Raw genomic sequence first — 14,980 nt, 5'->3', positions numbered from 1 at the left:
TCCTACTGGACGGACGTGTGGTATTCGTTCTTGAGCATGTCGAAGACGTACTTCTTGACCGAGTCCGGCACGGTCAAAGCCTTCTTGAGCGCCTTGCTCACCTCGGGGCCTGAGTGCAGCGGGTAGTCGCCGAGCGAGTCCTTGCGCTGCTGCTCGAACTTCTTGTCGTCCTTCAGGGTCGGCACGGCGCCGATCACGGCCTGCCGCACTCCTTCCGGGGTCTCCGGGGTGGCCCACACGCTCTTCTCGAAGGAGAAGCCTGCAGCGAGGAACGCGACATACGCATCGTGGGCGGCACCGGACGGCTTCTTCCCATAAAGCATCTGGTAGACCTCAGGCACCGTCGGGAGGTCCTTGAAGTTCGGGTCCCGCACGACGTTGCCGTTGTCGTCGAGGACGCCGAAGGACATCAGCGGCACGGCCTGACCCTTGTCCACCATCGGCTTCACCTGCGTGAGGTAGGCGGACGTGGTCTGGTAGTCGATGTTGGTCTCGCCCCGCTGCATGGCCAGACGGGCCGGTCCCCGGCCCTCGAACCCGAACGTGACCTTGGGGTGGAGCTTCAGCAGGTTGAAGGCCAGCAGGGTGCTGAGGTCGAGACCGGTCGCGCTGATCCCACCGTAGGACAACGGCTTCGGCGGACTCTTCAGGTCCTGGACGGAGTTGATGCCGGAGTCCTTCGAGGCGTAGATGACCCCGCCGGTCCCGGCCACGATGAGCGGCTTCAGAGTGTTGAAGTCGTACTTGACCTGGGGGATGTCCAGCAGCCATTGGTAGGTCGTGGTGGCCGAGGCCACGAGGAACTGCGAGCCGTCATTGGGGTTCTGCTTGACGAACTGGTTCGTCCCCGTGATGCTCTCGCCGCCCTCGCGGTTGACCACCTGGATGGAGGGGCTGCCGTCGAGAGCCTTGCCGAGCGGCGGCGCGAGGACCCTGGCAAAGGTGTCGGTGCCGCCGCCGGCGGCGAACGGGACGATGAGCTGCACGCTGCCCGGCACCTCACCCACAGCATCGCTCCTCGTGCCCTTGCACGCGGTCAGCGTCAGGGATCCGGCCACGGCCAGGCCGATGGCGACGGGAAGGGCCTTGCGCCGTCCAATGATCATCATGGGTATACCTCCGTGGGGTTGACTAAGTGGTCCGGGGCCTCGCCCGGCTGGTGGCTGGCGTTCTGATCTGCTGTCGTGAGGTAGGCGTCGGGCACGATGACATGTCCGTCCATCAGCCGGCGTGCGGTCCTGAAGGCCGAGACCGATGGAACCCGCCACGTGTCGCCGTCGGGATGTACCTCCGCGGCGAGCGGCAACACGCCGGACGGGTGCCCGATGTGGACCGTTTCCCCCTCTTGGCGCGCGACCTCGTGCGGGATGGTGCCACGGATCATGGTGGCGACGGCCGTGCAGATACCACCGGTGACCGCGTAGCTGCGGTGCAGCCGACCCATCGACATCATCGACGCACGCAGCGTCGTCTCACCGGCGCTCTGCTTCGTGCCGTCGGTCCGCTGGTAGTCCCTCGGCGTCCCCACGAAAGTCAGCTTGGGCACCGACGGGCTGGTCGCGGTCGAGGTCGCGGCATCGGGGCTGATGCCGGCCAGGACCGCCGCGTGCGAGCGCACCGCCTCGATCCGGCGCAGCAGTTCCGGGTCGCCATCGATCTGGTCGGGCGACTCGAGGCCTGTGAGGCCAAGGTCCTCCCAGCGCACGAACGCCAGTGGGTTCGCTGCGTCGACCAGACTGACCTCCAGGGTCCCCACGCCCGGCACGTCGAGCTTGTCCGTGGTGTTGCCAGTCGGCAGGAGCTTGCCCGTGACCGCACCGCTCGGATCCTCGTAGTCCAGCCGCAGCGCCGAGCCGCCCCGCGGCACTCCCGGCACGAAGAAGTCGCCGGTGGGGTCGAAGCGCCCGCCCTTGGTCGGCACGTGGGCGACGATCACCTTGTCGGTGTTGACGTTGAGGAAGCGCACCAGCGTGACCGGGTCGGTCGCCTCAACGAGGCCCTCGTCCACAGCGAACGGTCCCACCGCCGCTGAGATGTTCCCGCAATTGCCCCGCCGGTCGATGAGCTCCTGATCGATCGAGACCTGGCCGAAGTGGTAGAGCACGTCCACGCCACGGTCCCTCCCGTCCGAGATCACGGCCACCTTGCTGGTGCTCGAGGTGGCGCCACCGATCCCGTCGACCTGGCGCCGGTCGGGGTCCGGACTGCCGTACGCGGCGAGGATGAACTGGTCCCTGAGCGTCGGCTCCTCGGGGAGGTCCCTCCGGTGGAAGAACAGGGCACGACTGGTGCCACCTCGCATCAGCACTGCGGGGATTCGCAAGACACACCTCTTTGCATGCAACTTGGACTCGGAATGCACGCCACCTTCATGCACTCTGACGCATGAAGTCAATCGCTACTTCTTTCAGGGGGTGTTTACGTGTGCTTAACTCGGAGGCGTCGCGGAGCCCCCATCGCGCGCCGCGCGGGCCGAGCCCAGGTCGGCAGCCGCCTCCGCCCCGACATCCCGGAGCACCTGCGCCATGGCCCGTTCGGCGGGTGTCGGTGAACGCCCCTTCAGGGCGGCGAGCAGGATGCGCCGCCGAGGTGCCTCGTCGCCGAGGGACAGCACGGTGACGTCGTCGCGCAGGTTGGCCAACGCGAGTCGTGGAGCGAGCGCGACACCGAGGCCCACGGCGACCATCGCCTGCGCCTCCTGGTAGTCATTGGCCTCGAACGCCACCGTCGGTTCGAAGCCCGCCCGGAGGGCCGTCCACGACAGCACCTCGGCCACCGGGTGCGCGCCGCCTCGGGTGACCCAGCTCTCATGGGCGAGTTCCGCCATACGGACTTCGCCGCGCCCAGCGAGGTGGTGCGTCGCGGAGACGACCACCTCCGTCGGGTCCTGCAACAGCTCGATGAGCTCGACCTCGGGAACCTCGATGCGCGACCAGGGGTAGTCCCACAGCAGGGTCATCTCGACCCGGCGCCGCTCGAGATGCTCCATGAGCTGTTCCAGCCGGGCGCTGACCACCTTCAGGTCCACACCGGGATGTCCCTGGTGGAACCGGTTGACAGCGACCGGCAGCAGCGACGCGGCGACCGTGGGAAAGGTCCCGAGTCGCAACGATCCGGCGCGCAGGCCGGCGATGTCGTCCAGTTCGCTCTGCAACGCCGCCAGCTGGTTGTCGATCGAGGCGAGGTGCCGCACGATGGCGCGTCCCGCGTCGGTCAACCGCACACCGCGGGTATGCCGTTCGAGCACCGGCTGGCCCACCTCGGCCTCGAGGCGGCGCACCTGTTGGGAGATCGCAGAGGGGGTGTACTGCAGGTCGGCGGCGGCGCCGGTCATCGACCCCCGGCGCGCGATCGCGCCGAGGACTCGGAGCCGGTTGACGTCCAGGCCCACGGAGTCCACTCAGCCTCCGAGGAGGACAGCGATCCTGATCTCGCGGGCGCGGCGCATGTGGGCTCGGGCCAGCCGCTCGGCCGTCTCGGCGTCGCTCGCCTCAATCGCAACCACCATCTGCTCGTGCTCGGCGATGACTTCGTCGATCCGCCCGGGGTGGGCCAGCGTGGTCTTCGGCAGCCGGCGCACGGCGTGCTCGACCTGCCCGAGGAACCGGTCGAGGTAGGTGTTGCCGGCCCCCTCGCGCAGGGCGCGGTGCCAGTCGCGGTTGATCTTGGACAGCCGGGCCTGGTCACCCGCGTCGGCGGCCGCCTGCATCTGCTTGCCGATCGCGCGCAGCTGACCGATGACCTCCTGGTTGGGCCGGCTCGCGGCAAGCCGGGCGGTGAGGCCCTCGAGGTTTTCCCGGACCACGTAGAGGGCGAGGATGTCCTCCAGCGAAAGGGGCGCGACCACGGTGCCGTGGTTGGCCGTCTTGACCGCCAGCCCCTCGTCAGCGAGGCGGCGCAGAGCCTCGCGCACCGGGGTGCGGGACACCTTGAACGCGGCGGCCAGCTCGTCCTCGCGCAGCCAGGCGCTGGGCTGCATGACGCCGTCGAGGATCGCCTCGCGCAACGCGTTGGTGATGCTCTCGGTCGTGCGACCGCGCAGCACTCCCCCGGGCAGGTACTTCTGCAGCTGCCGGTAGGACGGGTTCTCCGAGGCGTCGGTCACCCCAGCACCGTAGCCGCTCTTGGCAACTGCTCACACTGCGGGTACAGTCCGTCGTACACTTTGCATGCAAATTGGATATATCATGCGCCCAAGTCCCGCTTGGGACGAGAGAGGTAGGCCGCGTCCACGAACAACGTCGCAGGAGGACTTCGTGACCGCGAACCGCTCGACCGGCAAGGGCCGGACCACCGCGGCTCCCGTGCTGCGGCTGGCCGTGATCCGCGGGGACGGCATCGGCCCGGAGCTGGTCGACAGTGCCCTTCGGGTGCTGTCGGCCGCGACCGCCCGCACGGGTGACGACCTGGCCGTGACCGAAGAGCCCGGGGGTGCCGAGGTCTACCGCGCCACCGGCGCTGCTCTCGCCCCGGGCACTCTCGAGCGGCTGCGCACCGACTACGACGCCATTCTCAAGGGACCCGTCGGCCTGCCCGAGGTCCGCAAACCGGACGGCACGGAGGCGGGTCTGCTCGGCGGAATCCTGCGCACCGGCCTCGACACCTACGCCAACGTGCGGCCCATCCGCCTGCTGCCGGGCGTGCAAGCCCCTGTCCGGCGCGCGCCAGGCGAGATCGACTACGTCATCGTCCGGGAGAACACCGAAGGCCTCTACCTGTCCCGCGGGCTGGGCGTGGTGACACCGAGTGCGGTGGCGGACCAGCTCATGGTGACCCGCGAAGGATGCACCCGGGTCGCCCGGTTCGCCTTCGAGCTCGCCCGATCCCGCCGGGGCGCTCCGGTCGATGGGGTTCGGCGGGTCACCTGCGTGGACAAGAGCAACGTGCTGCGCAGCTACGCGTTCTTCCGGAGGATCTTCGACGAAGTCGGCGAGGCCTACCCCGACATCGCGCGTGACTACCGCTACGCCGACGCGGCCGGGCACGACCTGGTCGCCCACCCGGAGCTCTTCGATGTGGTGCTGACCGAGAACTTCCTGGGCGACCTGCTCAGCGACGTCGGTGCCGCCACCGTCGGGGGGCTGGGCATGTGCCCGTCCGGCAACATCGGTGACGACGCGTCCTACTTCGAACCGATCCACGGCTCTGCCCCGACCATTGCCGGGCAGGACCGCGCCAACCCCGTCTCGCAGATCCTGTCGGCCGCGATGATGCTGCGCCACTGCGCCCGGCACAACGCCGCCCGGCTCATCGAGGACGCCCTGACCGCAGTGCTCGAGTCCGGTGACGTCCGGGTGCGGGCCGACGGCTCGCCGCAGGCTGGGACCAGCCACTTCACCGAAGCCCTGATCACACACCTACCGAAGGAAGAACCATGATCGATGTCATCGTCGTCGGCAGTGGCAACGCCGGCTTCGCCGCCGCCCACGCCGCCGCGACCCGCGGTCGGCAGGTCGTGCTGCTGGAGAAGGCTGACCAGGCCAACGCGTTCGGCAACAGCTACTACACCGCCGGCGCCACACGGATCGCGCACCAAGGGCTGCCGGACCTGCTCGACATCGTCGACCCGGACGACCGGCACGCGGTCACCGAGGTGCCGGCCTACTCGCCCGAGGAGTATGCCGCGGACCTCGCCAAGGTGACCGAGGGACGCAACGACCCAGCGCTGACCGAGGTGCTGGTGCACGAGTCCGGTCCGACGCTGCGCTGGCTGCACTCGCTCGGCCTGCGCTTCCGGCTCATGTACGAGCGGCAGTCCTACCGGAGGGCGGACGGCAGCTACCTGTTCTGGGGCGGCCTGCACGTCGGCAACACCGGAGGAGGCGAGGGTCTGATGGCCGACCACTTCCGCGTCGCCCAGCAGCTCGGGGTCGACGTCCGCTTCTCCACCCCGGTCACGAAGCTTCTGGTCGAGGACGGCACCGTCGCGGGCGTTGTCGTGGATGACGGGACGGATCGCCAGGAACTCCGGGCGGAGTCGGTTATCCTCGCCGCGGGCGGTTTCGAGGCCAACCCGGAAGCGCGCGCCGAGCACCTCGGCGCCGACTGGGCTCACGCCAAGGTCCGGGGCACGCCCCACAACACCGGAGACCTCATCGCGGCCGCGCTCGCGATCGGCGCCCAGCGCGGCGGCGACTGGTCGAGCTGCCACAGCGTGCAGTGGGATGCGTTCACGTCACAGAACGAGAGCAACCGAGAGTTGACGAATCGGCTGACCAGGCAGAGCTATCCGATCGGCATCATCGTCAACCGAGACGGCCGGCGGTTCGTCGACGAGGGCGCCGACTTCCGCAACTACACCTACGCGAAGTACGGCCGCGACGTGCTTGCCCAGCCCGGTGCCGTCGCCCACCAGATCTTCGACGCCAAGCTGCGTCCGATGTTGCGGGCCGAGGAATACGAGATGCCCGGGGTTTCCGTCGTCGAGGCGGACTCCGTGGCCGAGCTGGCACGGGCCGCGGGGATCGACCCGGACGGGCTGGAACACACCATCACGGAATTCAACGCCGCGATCGACGACGACAAGCCGTTCGACCCCAACGTCAAGGACGGTCGCCGGTCCGACGTCGTGCCGCCCAAGAGCAACTGGGCGGCCATGATCGAAACACCGCCGTTCTATGCCTACGGCGTGACGTGTGGGATCACCTTCACCTTCGGCGGCGTGAAGACCGACACGCACGGCCGGGTGCTCGGCAAGGACGGCGATCCCATTCCCGGTCTGTTCGCGGCAGGCGAGATGCTCGGCGGTCTGTTCAGTGGCAACTATCCGGGAGGCTCGGGCCTCGCGGCAGGCGCGGTATTCGGACGCCGGGCTGGCGCTTTGGCCTGATTTCCTCTGAAGTCCTGAAGCGGAGCCCGGTCGGCGACGTCAGGGTTTGGGGACCGGGACCTCGCTCACGGGCGTGATGGTGCTCGTGCAGATCCGGAACCCGGGCCAGAGGAACTGCTGGAGGGCGGAGACATCGTCGGCCTCGACGACGAAGAAGAGCGTGTGCTGGGCGTTGGCGCCGTAGCGACCGATCAGCCTGACACCGTCGACGGTCGCGTCGTAGAGCGAGTTGGAACCGCCCTCGTCCCTGGGACAGTGCTCCGCGCTGTGCACCTGCGTGATGTGGAAAAGCATCGGGTCTCCTCGTGAGGCTACGGGCCCGCTCCTCATCGTGGCCCTCGTGGCCTCGCTTGTCAGCCAGTCGGCGATATTGTGTCTCAGGCCCACGACGGTCTTCGGGCCAGTTGCAGTTGGCTGACGCCGAGGTAGTCGCTGCGGAATCCCGCCTCGCAGTAGGCCAGGTAGAACTCCCACATCCGGCGGAACGTCTCGTCGAAACCCTGCCCTCGCACCTGTGGCCACTGCTGCCGGAACTGCTCGCGCCACAGGGCCAGCGTCCGCGCGTAGTGCGGCCCAAGCTCTCGGCGGCCCTCGACCCGCAGCGTGGTGTGCGACCGCAGGGTCTGCTCGATCGCCGGCAGGGACGGGATCAGTCCACCGGGGAAGATGTACTTCTGGATCCATCCGTAGCTGTGCCGGGTCGCGAGCAGACGGTCGTGGGCCATCGTAATGGTCTGGATGCTGGCCGTCCCGCCGGGAGCGAGCAGCCGATCCACAGCGGACAGATAGGTGGCCCAGTAGGCCTCCCCCACTGCCTCGATCATCTCGATGCTGACGATGGCGTCGTAGCTCCCGTGGACCTCGCGGTAGTCCGTCAGCGCGATGTCGACGCGGTCGGCGACCCCCGCCGCCCGGGCCCGCTCCAGCGCGAGATCGCGTTGCTCCGCCGACAAGGTGATCGACGTGACGTTGGCGCCGCGCTTCGCGGCGCGAACCGCCAGCGATCCCCAGCCGGTGCCGATCTCCAGCAGCCGGGTGCCCGGGCCCACGCGCGACAGGTCGAGCATGGCGTCGAGCTTGAGCAGCTGCGCCCGCTCGAGCAGAGCACGATCGTCGGCCTCCCCCAGGTGTGCATCGTTGTCGAACAACGCGCAGGAGTAGGTCATCGTGGGGTCGAGGAACGCGGCGAACAGCTCGTTGCTCAGGTCGTAGTGGGCAGCGATGTTGCTGCGCGAACCCGAAAGGGTGTTGTCCTGGTCCTGCGGCAGGCGCCGGTCCACCAGCGCCCGCAACCGTTGCAGCGGAGGCGCAACCAGGCTCGTGAGCCTGGCCGCGAACGGCGTCAGCAGGTCTGCCAGGTCGGTGCCCTCACCCGCCTTCCAGTCGCCGGCCATGTAGGACTCGCCGAACCCGATCTTGGTGTCACGTCCCAGCCGGGCGAAGAAGGCGCCCGGCCGCACCAGCTCGAGCACCGGCGCGCCCGGGGAGTCGTCGCCACGACTGCTCCCATCGGGGTAGTCGACGCGGACCGGGACCATCCGGATCGCGCGCTCGAAGACGAGTCGGGCAACGGTCGCGCTCACCGGAGCCGAAGGCGTCGTGAAGACGCTGGGTGACGTCGTAACGGTCGATGCCGTCATGGTCATACCCCTTCCTGGGGGTGCTGTGGGGGTCGAGACTGGATGGGGAGACGGCGCAGCCAGAGCCGTATGCCGTGGATCCGGATGAGTGCCGAAACACGTTGCGGCATCAACGGATACCGCAAGGCGTAACGGACCAGGGCGGGACCGCTGGCGGCCTCGGGCCGACCTGCGAACGCTGCGCTGAAGACGTTTGCTCCGTCTCGGTGCAGCGCCACCGAGACCGCCACCCGGTCGTGGCTCAATGTGAACCGAAGCCGATAGGAACCGGTGACGTCGAAGAACGGGGAGACGTAGAAGGCCTTGTCGGTGGTGGCACGCCCGTCACGGTCGGGGCGCAACAGGTAGGCGTGGCGCTCCCCATAGGTGTTGTGCACCTCCGCCACGACGCAGGCCAGGTCGCCCTCGCCGGTGAAGCACCAGTGGACCGTCAACGGGTCGAAGACGTGTCCCAGCACCCGCGCATTGGCGAGCATCAGGATGCGGCTTCCCGCGCCGAGGTCGACTCCCTCGACGGCGAGGAATCGTTCCACCTTGGCCTTGATCGTCAGCGTGTCGTCGCCGTCGTGCGCGCCGAAGTGGTCGTCGTGGTCGAACCGCGCGAGCGCTCGCAGGTACCAGGGTTGCCGTGGCACGTCGTCCAGGTCGACGAGCCACTGGTAGACGCGGCTGCGGAAGGAGTAGCGGACCGCTCCGAACCGGTGGTGGGTCAACCGGCCACCGACCAGGGCAGGCAGGTCCGGCAGGTCCGGCAGGTCCGGCAAGGCCGTCAGGCCCGGGACGCTCGCGGAGTCGGCGGTCGAGGGCCCTTGCGCAGCCTCCGGCCCGCTCACCAGTCCACCCCGAAGTGCCGGGCGGCCGCGACACCGGAGCGGCAACCGTCCTCGTGGAAGCCCCAGCCGTGGTAGGCGCCCGCGTAGGCCGTGCGCTCGGTCGCCAGCTCGGGCAGCCGGGCCTGGGCGCGCAGTGACTCGGGGGTGTAGATCGGGTGCTCGTAGGTCATCTGCGCGAGCACCGACTCCGATGCGACCTGACCCGGGTCGTTCAGGGTGACCAGGTACTGGTCCGCTGCCTCCAGCCCCTGCAGCCGGTTCATCCAGTACGACACGACGGGGGGTTCGTCCGGCGTGGTGCAGCCGCTCATCCGGTAGTTCCAGGAGGCCCGGGCACGGGGTGACCGCGGCAACACCGAGGCGTCGGTGTGCAGGACGGTCTCGTTGCGGGAGTATGCGAACTGTTTCAGCGTGGTGACCTCCGCGTCGCTCGGGTCGGTCAACAGCGCCAGCGCCTGGTCCGCATGGGCCGCGAGGACGACGCGGTCGACCCGGGTGACCCGGCCGGTGGCGTCCCGCAGGTCGACCCCGTCGGCGTGGCGGGTGACGTCGGTCACTGCGTGTGCCCGGCGCACGTCGACGAGGCGGTCGGCCAGCCGCTCGACGTACACGTTCGACCCGCCGACGACGGTGTACCACTGGGGAGAGCCGGTCACCGCCAGCATCCCGTGGTGGTCCAGGAACTCGAAGAGGTAGCGCGCGGGATAGACCAGCGAGATCTCCCGGCCCGACGACCACACGCAGGAGACCAGCGGCACCGCGTAGTGCGCGATGAAATGGTCGGTGAACCCCTCGGCCGCCAACCACTCGCCATACGTGCCCAGGTCGTCGCCGCTGCTGCGCAGGAAGGTCGCTGCACGACGGTGGAACCGGCGCACCTGCGCCAACAGGCGCAGGAACCGCGGGTACAGGACGCGTCCCGGTTGGGCGAGGATCCCGCCGGCGCCGCGGCCACCGGCATACTCCAGCCCGCACCCGTCGCAGCGGATGCTCATGCTCATCTCGGTCGGTCGCACCTGCACGTCGAGCTCCGCGAAGAGCTTGCGCAGCCACGGGTAGGTGACGTCGTTGTGCACGATGAAGCCACTGTCCACCGCGTGCTCGGCGCCGCGCGCGTCACGCACTTCGTGGGTGTGCGCGTGTCCACCCAGACGAGGCTCGGCCTCGAACAGCACCACCTCATACCGCCGGGACAGCAGGTGGGCCGCGGTCAGCCCGGAGACGCCCGCTCCCACCACGGCGACCGAACCGCGAGATCCGCCCTCGGCTCGCGCCTGCGATGGGTGCGCACGTGTACTCATGATCTCTCCTCAGGGCGGGTCGCCGAGGGCCCGTGCCGGACCCGGCCGGATGCGACCGCAAGCCAAGGTTAGGGACACTGTTGAAGGTATGTCAAATGTATGTCTAATACCTGTATAGCGCCTTCATGAGCTCTTCGGACCAGGGGCGGCCTGCGGATTGGGGCGCGGAGCAGCCGCGTCGGGCTCTCCAGCCACACCCCGCGCGAGTGGGAGAGCGCGGGGGTGAGCGTGTGGGAGAGCAGGTATGGCGTGCTGGACCCGACGCGGTCAGCCGGCGGTACCGGCTCTACTCACCCGGCGACGAGGCGCGCATCGAGCGGATGAAGGGGCTCATGGCCGAGGGCCTCGCGCCGCCCAGGCGGCCGAGGCACTGGCCGGTCGCAGCACGTCGGCCCTGGCCGGTGCGGGCGCGGTCCGTGCCTGCGAGGTCAGCCGGGCAGCTGGTCGTGGTGGCCGGAGAGGACCTTCTCGGCGACCTCGGCCAGCTTGAGGTTCAAATCCATCGAGGTCCGCCGCAGGATCTCGAAGGCAGCGGCGTCGTCAATCCGATGGTGGGCCATGAGCAGCCCGATCGCCTTGCCGATCTCCCGGTTGGAATCCAGGCCCTGGCGCAGCTCCTGCGCCTCTTGCCCCTGCTCGGCCGCATTCAGCGCCACCGAGCAGAAGGCGGCCAGCACGGAACCCTGGTGGACGGCAGCGTCGGTGAACCCTCCCGCACGGTCGGTGAAGAGGTTCAGTGCACCCAGCTTGCGGCCACCGGGCACGGCGATCTGGAACCCCAGCATGCCCCGCACCGGAGTGGTCGCCAGCACTCGGGCACGCAACGTCGGCCAGGGCACATCCGGGTCGGTCAGGTCGGGGGCCAATCGTGGCTTGTCGTCCACCAGCGCATCCACGCAAGGACCGGCGTGGACTTCCTGTTCGAGCTGCTCCACCATCCGCGCGACCGAGTCCGTGGCCGCGGGGCTGGCCAGCTCTCCTTCGGGCGAGCGGGTCATGACACTGGCGTGGTCACAGCCGGGGACCAGCACCACGGCCGCTGCACAGATCGCCTGATGGGCGTGGTCGAACGCCGGCCCGTGGTAGAGCATCTGCCCCAGAGCGATGAACACCTCGCCGGGGTCGGCCGTACCATCGGAACCTGCCGTTTGTGGCACGTCATTCTCCATCGCCTGTCGAGTCTTCCATGTGTACCCGATCCGTGACCACAGTCTGGACCTTCTGGTCGCCGTGATCCGGAACGGCCCGGCTAGAGGCGCGTCTCCTTGCCCAGCACGTGTCTCAGGGCGGGCTCGAGCTGCGGGTGCCGGAAGACGTGCGCGGACTGCTGCAGGCGGGCCGGGACCACCCGCTGGCTGGCGAGCGCGAGCTCGTCGGCGCCCTCTGACCCCAACAGCAATTGTGGCCCCAGTCGAGGGATGGGCAGCAGGGTTGGCCGACGCAGGACGTTGCCCAGCACCTGTGTGTACTCCCGCCCCTGGACCGGCACCGGAGCGACGGCATTGACCGGCCCGGACAGGTCGTCGTCGAGTACCGCCCGCAGGTAGATGTCGGCGAGGTCGTCGATGCCGATCCACGACATCCATTGGTCACCCGAGCCGAGCCGCCCACCCAGGCCCGCCAGGAAGAGTGGTCGCAGCAGCTGCAGCGTGCCGCCCGCGGGTGACTGCACGATGCCGGTGCGCACCTGCACCGTGCGTATGCCGGCCGAGGCCGCAGGCGCGCCCGCTGCCTCCCATTCCTGCACCACGTCGGAGAGGAAGTCCGAGCCCGGCGCCGCGTCCTCCGCGAGGGTGAGGTCGCCGCGGTCGGCGCCGTAGTAGCCGACCGCGGACGCCGAGACGAAGACGCGCGGACCGTCCTGGGCGCGAGCTGCCAGCTCGGCCAGCGCCCGGGTCGGACCGACCCTGGTGTCGCGCACCTTCGCCTTGTGGGCGTCGGTGAAGCGACCGGCGATCGGAGCACCGGCCAGATGGACCACGGCGTCGACACCGCGGAGCAGGTCGGCGTCGGGGGCCTTCGGGTTCCACTGCCGTTCCAGGAGACCGCTCGCGGTGTGACGCACCAGCCGCACCACCCGGTGACCGGACGTGCCGAGCAACGCGCACACCGCGGTGCCCACCAGCCCGCTGGCCCCGGTCACCGCGACGGTCAGGCCATCCGCTCGCCAGGCTCTGGCCCGTGCGAGGGCAGCCAGATCGGTCGCGAGCTGCCGGTGCCGGTAGACGAACATGGATCGCAGGGCCGCCGCCGGGACGGACGTGCTGACCCGGTCGGTGAGGCGGGTGCGGTCGTCGGACACCGGCCTGAACAGGTGCGTGTGCCTCCACGACAGGACCGAGCCCAGCGGGGCGCCGGTCAGTTGGTCGACGAACTGGCGCGGCGGGTCATAGCCGCCGGGCTGGTGGGAAGCCACCCAGCGCAACCCGCCCGGAAGGCGCAGCACAGCGGTCCCGTCGCGCACCGAGGCCGCCTCCGCGAGCACGCGGACCGGCTGCCACGGCGGGGTGAGCCGGTGGATGGCACCGGGTCGCTCGTGCCAGGCGAAGACGTCCTCGACCGAGGCGGAGACCTCGCTGCTGTGCTCGAAGTCGGTCACGGTGACTCCCGTCGTCGCGGTTGCTTCGTCGTCGTGGGCCGCCGCCCCGGAAGACCCGGGTTGCGGCGCACGATCTCGAGGTTCAGGGCAGTCGCGAGGGCGACCCAGCCGGCATACGGGAGCAGCAGCAGTGCTGCCGGCCGGTCGATCCGGCGGGTGCGTCGAATCAGGTCGAGCGTGGAGACCTCGAGCAGCGCCGTGTCGACGAGGGCGGCGCCAGGACGGCGAGCAGTGAAGAACAACCAGCTCCAGCCGGTGTTGAGCGCGAGGTTGACCGCCCAGCACCGGCTCAACCGTTGCCGATCCGGCCCGGCCGACCCAGACAGTGCCCGGTCGGCGGAGACGGCACCGAGCGTGTAGAGGGCCGTCCACGCGGGCCCGAAGACCCAGCCAGGAGGCTGCCACGGTGGTTTGTCCAGCTCGCGGTACCACCGGGTGCGCACCCGAGTGCCGAGCGCCCCGACCACGGCCGCTGTCAGCGCTCCACCCGCGGTCACCAGGTGAATTCGTCGATCGTCTCTCATCGGGTCGGGTCCTCCTCGCGGCCGGCAGGTGCCTCGTCCAGGTCGGCGAGGATCACCTCTGCCGTCCGCCGGCCGGAGACCAGGGCGCCCTGGATCGAGCTGGTGTCGCGGTGGTCACCGCAGACGTAGCAGCCGGCCCATCGGATCGTGCGCCGGAAGGGGTGTGGGGCCGGCATGGCGGGCAGGGCCCGCGGCAGGTCGTAGGTGGCCAGGTGTTCCCACGCGGAGGTGCTGGTGCCGTAGAGCTGCGCGAGCCGCCGTCGCACGTCGGGCTCCTGCGGCCTCTCCCCCGGCCCGTGCACCCACGAGCTGGCCACGAGGGCACGGTCATCGGGCGAGTACGACGGCGCCGCGCAGGTGATCACCACGGTGTTGTCGACCGGTGACCGGTCGGGGTCGACCACCAGCGTGGGCGTGGCCAAGGGCGGTTCAGGGGCGGCGTGGTACCAGGTCGTCACGCCCTTCCAGGACAGATCCCGCAGACCCGGCAGCAGCCCGGAGGCGGTGCTCCCGTCGGTGGCCACCACGACGGCCCGCGCGGTCAGGTGCTCGTCCTCGGTCTCCACCTGCGTACCCGTCACACGACGCGCACGGCTCTCCAACGTCACCTCCAGGCCCTCAGCCAGTTGCTCTGGGAGCCGCTGCATCCCGCCTGCGGGCACCGCGGACCACCCCCTCACGAAGGTCCGCAGCATGAGGTCGGTGAACCTGCTGGACGTCGACATCTCGCGCTCCAGCAGCAGCCCCGCGAAGAAGGGGGCAAGCACTCGCTCGACAACCTCGTCGGACAGACCCCACCGATGCCATCGGGATCGCGTGGCCCGGTCGGTGCGTCCCCTGAGCCACGTGGCCGGTGCATAGCCGCAGCTGATGGCGTAGGCCGCGAGCGGCAGCAGGTCGCGCAGTCCCCCGATCGGAGCGCGCCGCGCCTCCAGGACCGCCGCGGGACGGTGGCGCGGGTCGTCCAGCCGCCAGAGCCTGCCGTCCAGCTGCACCAGTGCTGCCCGCTCGAAGCGACAGGGTTGGAGGGCGGGGACGTCGATCTGGCGCGGCAGTTCGGGGTATGCCGTGCTGAAAACCTGGAAGCCGCGGTCCAGCTGGAAGCCGTCGAGGCGGTCGGTGCGCACCCTGCCACCGACCGCGTCGGAGGCCTCGAGCAACCGGACGCGCAGACCGCGCCGGGTCAGGGTCCGGCTGCAGCTCAGCCCGGCCAGGCCCGCCCCCACCACCACCACGTCGACCTGCTCAGCCATC

14 protein-coding genes are annotated in these 14,980 nt (G+C 69.6%); 2 read left to right on the top strand and 12 right to left on the bottom strand.

Features of this window, described 5'->3' with window-relative positions:
* Nucleotides 1–2: 2 nt before the first annotated feature.
* The 4 genes from FCN22_RS05260 to FCN22_RS05245 all read right to left on the bottom strand — a co-directional run bounded on the left by FCN22_RS05260 (nt 3) and on the right by FCN22_RS05245 (nt 4,105).
* Nucleotides 3–1,109 carry a type 2 periplasmic-binding domain-containing protein gene (locus FCN22_RS05260; protein WP_137120470.1) on the bottom strand — a complete coding sequence of 369 codons (1,107 nt, stop codon included), beginning with the start codon at nt 1,107–1,109 and terminating at the stop codon, nt 3–5.
* Nucleotides 1,106–2,323: a 2-methylaconitate cis-trans isomerase PrpF family protein gene (locus FCN22_RS05255; RefSeq protein ID WP_137120469.1), complete on the bottom strand. Its 1,218-nt coding sequence runs from the start codon at nt 2,321–2,323 to the stop codon at nt 1,106–1,108. The genes FCN22_RS05260 and FCN22_RS05255 overlap by 4 nt, the downstream gene beginning before the upstream one ends.
* Nucleotides 2,324–2,428: 105 nt before the next feature.
* Nucleotides 2,429–3,400 (bottom strand): LysR family transcriptional regulator, encoded by a 972-nt coding sequence (locus FCN22_RS05250; RefSeq protein WP_238384534.1) that lies wholly within the window; start codon nt 3,398–3,400, stop codon nt 2,429–2,431.
* Entirely contained in the window at nt 3,401–4,105 is a 705-nt protein-coding gene (locus FCN22_RS05245; RefSeq protein WP_137120468.1) for a GntR family transcriptional regulator, read from the bottom strand.
* A 151-nt stretch (nt 4,106–4,256) separates the two neighbouring features.
* On the opposite strand from FCN22_RS05245, the gene FCN22_RS05240 reads away from it, so the two are divergent.
* Together FCN22_RS05240 and tcuA are read left to right on the top strand one after the other, a co-directional pair.
* Complete coding sequence (locus FCN22_RS05240; RefSeq protein WP_202911409.1) at nt 4,257–5,378, top strand: isocitrate/isopropylmalate dehydrogenase family protein; 1,122 nt, start codon at nt 4,257–4,259, stop codon at nt 5,376–5,378.
* Entirely contained in the window at nt 5,375–6,829 is a 1,455-nt protein-coding gene (tcuA, locus tag FCN22_RS05235; protein ID WP_137120466.1) for an FAD-dependent tricarballylate dehydrogenase TcuA, read from the top strand. The genes FCN22_RS05240 and tcuA overlap by 4 nt, the downstream gene beginning before the upstream one ends.
* A gap of 39 nt (nt 6,830–6,868) precedes the next feature.
* Here tcuA and FCN22_RS05230 read toward each other — a convergent pair whose 3' ends face one another.
* The 8 genes from FCN22_RS05230 to FCN22_RS05195 all read right to left on the bottom strand — a co-directional run bounded on the left by FCN22_RS05230 (nt 6,869) and on the right by FCN22_RS05195 (nt 14,979).
* Nucleotides 6,869–7,123, bottom strand: a complete 255-nt coding sequence (locus FCN22_RS05230; RefSeq protein WP_137120465.1) for a DUF3303 domain-containing protein — start codon at nt 7,121–7,123, stop codon at nt 6,869–6,871.
* A gap of 83 nt (nt 7,124–7,206) precedes the next feature.
* Entirely contained in the window at nt 7,207–8,469 is a 1,263-nt protein-coding gene (locus FCN22_RS05225; RefSeq protein ID WP_137120464.1) for an SAM-dependent methyltransferase, read from the bottom strand.
* Between the two features lie 2 nt (nt 8,470–8,471).
* Nucleotides 8,472–9,302: a DUF1365 domain-containing protein gene (locus FCN22_RS05220; protein WP_238384533.1), complete on the bottom strand. Its 831-nt coding sequence runs from the start codon at nt 9,300–9,302 to the stop codon at nt 8,472–8,474.
* Nucleotides 9,299–10,603, bottom strand: a complete 1,305-nt coding sequence (locus FCN22_RS05215; protein ID WP_137120463.1) for an NAD(P)/FAD-dependent oxidoreductase — start codon at nt 10,601–10,603, stop codon at nt 9,299–9,301. The genes FCN22_RS05220 and FCN22_RS05215 overlap by 4 nt, the downstream gene beginning before the upstream one ends.
* A gap of 428 nt (nt 10,604–11,031) precedes the next feature.
* Nucleotides 11,032–11,760 (bottom strand): GAF and ANTAR domain-containing protein, encoded by a 729-nt coding sequence (locus FCN22_RS05210; RefSeq protein WP_202911408.1) that lies wholly within the window; start codon nt 11,758–11,760, stop codon nt 11,032–11,034.
* A 92-nt stretch (nt 11,761–11,852) separates the two neighbouring features.
* On the bottom strand, nt 11,853–13,202 hold the full coding sequence (locus tag FCN22_RS05205) for a TIGR01777 family oxidoreductase (RefSeq protein WP_137120461.1): 1,350 nt from the start codon (nt 13,200–13,202) through the stop codon (nt 11,853–11,855).
* On the bottom strand, nt 13,199–13,726 hold the full coding sequence (locus tag FCN22_RS05200; RefSeq protein ID WP_137120460.1) for a TspO/MBR family protein: 528 nt from the start codon (nt 13,724–13,726) through the stop codon (nt 13,199–13,201). Before FCN22_RS05200 ends, FCN22_RS05205 begins: the two co-directional genes overlap by 4 nt.
* Nucleotides 13,723–14,979: an NAD(P)/FAD-dependent oxidoreductase gene (locus tag FCN22_RS05195; RefSeq protein WP_137120459.1), complete on the bottom strand. Its 1,257-nt coding sequence runs from the start codon at nt 14,977–14,979 to the stop codon at nt 13,723–13,725. The genes FCN22_RS05200 and FCN22_RS05195 overlap by 4 nt, the downstream gene beginning before the upstream one ends.
* Nucleotide 14,980 lies beyond the last annotated feature (1 nt).

Source organism: Segeticoccus rhizosphaerae (genome assembly GCF_005222685.1).
In the GTDB taxonomy this organism is placed as follows: domain Bacteria; phylum Actinomycetota; class Actinomycetes; order Actinomycetales; family Dermatophilaceae; genus Segeticoccus; species Segeticoccus rhizosphaerae.
This window is presented reverse-complemented; position numbering and strand designations above follow the sequence as displayed.

Coding starts and splice junctions, on each gene's coding strand:
- FCN22_RS05260 (WP_137120470.1), bottom strand. CDS start 1,109: ATGATGATCATTGGACGGCGCAAGGCCCTTCCCGTCGCCATCGGCCTG.
- tcuA (WP_137120466.1), top strand. CDS start 5,375: ATGATCGATGTCATCGTCGTCGGCAGTGGCAACGCCGGCTTCGCCGCC.
- FCN22_RS05230 (WP_137120465.1), bottom strand. CDS start 7,123: ATGCTTTTCCACATCACGCAGGTGCACAGCGCGGAGCACTGTCCCAGG.
- FCN22_RS05225 (WP_137120464.1), bottom strand. CDS start 8,469: ATGACGGCATCGACCGTTACGACGTCACCCAGCGTCTTCACGACGCCT.
- FCN22_RS05215 (WP_137120463.1), bottom strand. CDS start 10,603: ATGAGTACACGTGCGCACCCATCGCAGGCGCGAGCCGAGGGCGGATCT.
- FCN22_RS05200 (WP_137120460.1), bottom strand. CDS start 13,726: ATGAGAGACGATCGACGAATTCACCTGGTGACCGCGGGTGGAGCGCTG.
- FCN22_RS05195 (WP_137120459.1), bottom strand. CDS start 14,979: ATGGCTGAGCAGGTCGACGTGGTGGTGGTGGGGGCGGGCCTGGCCGGG.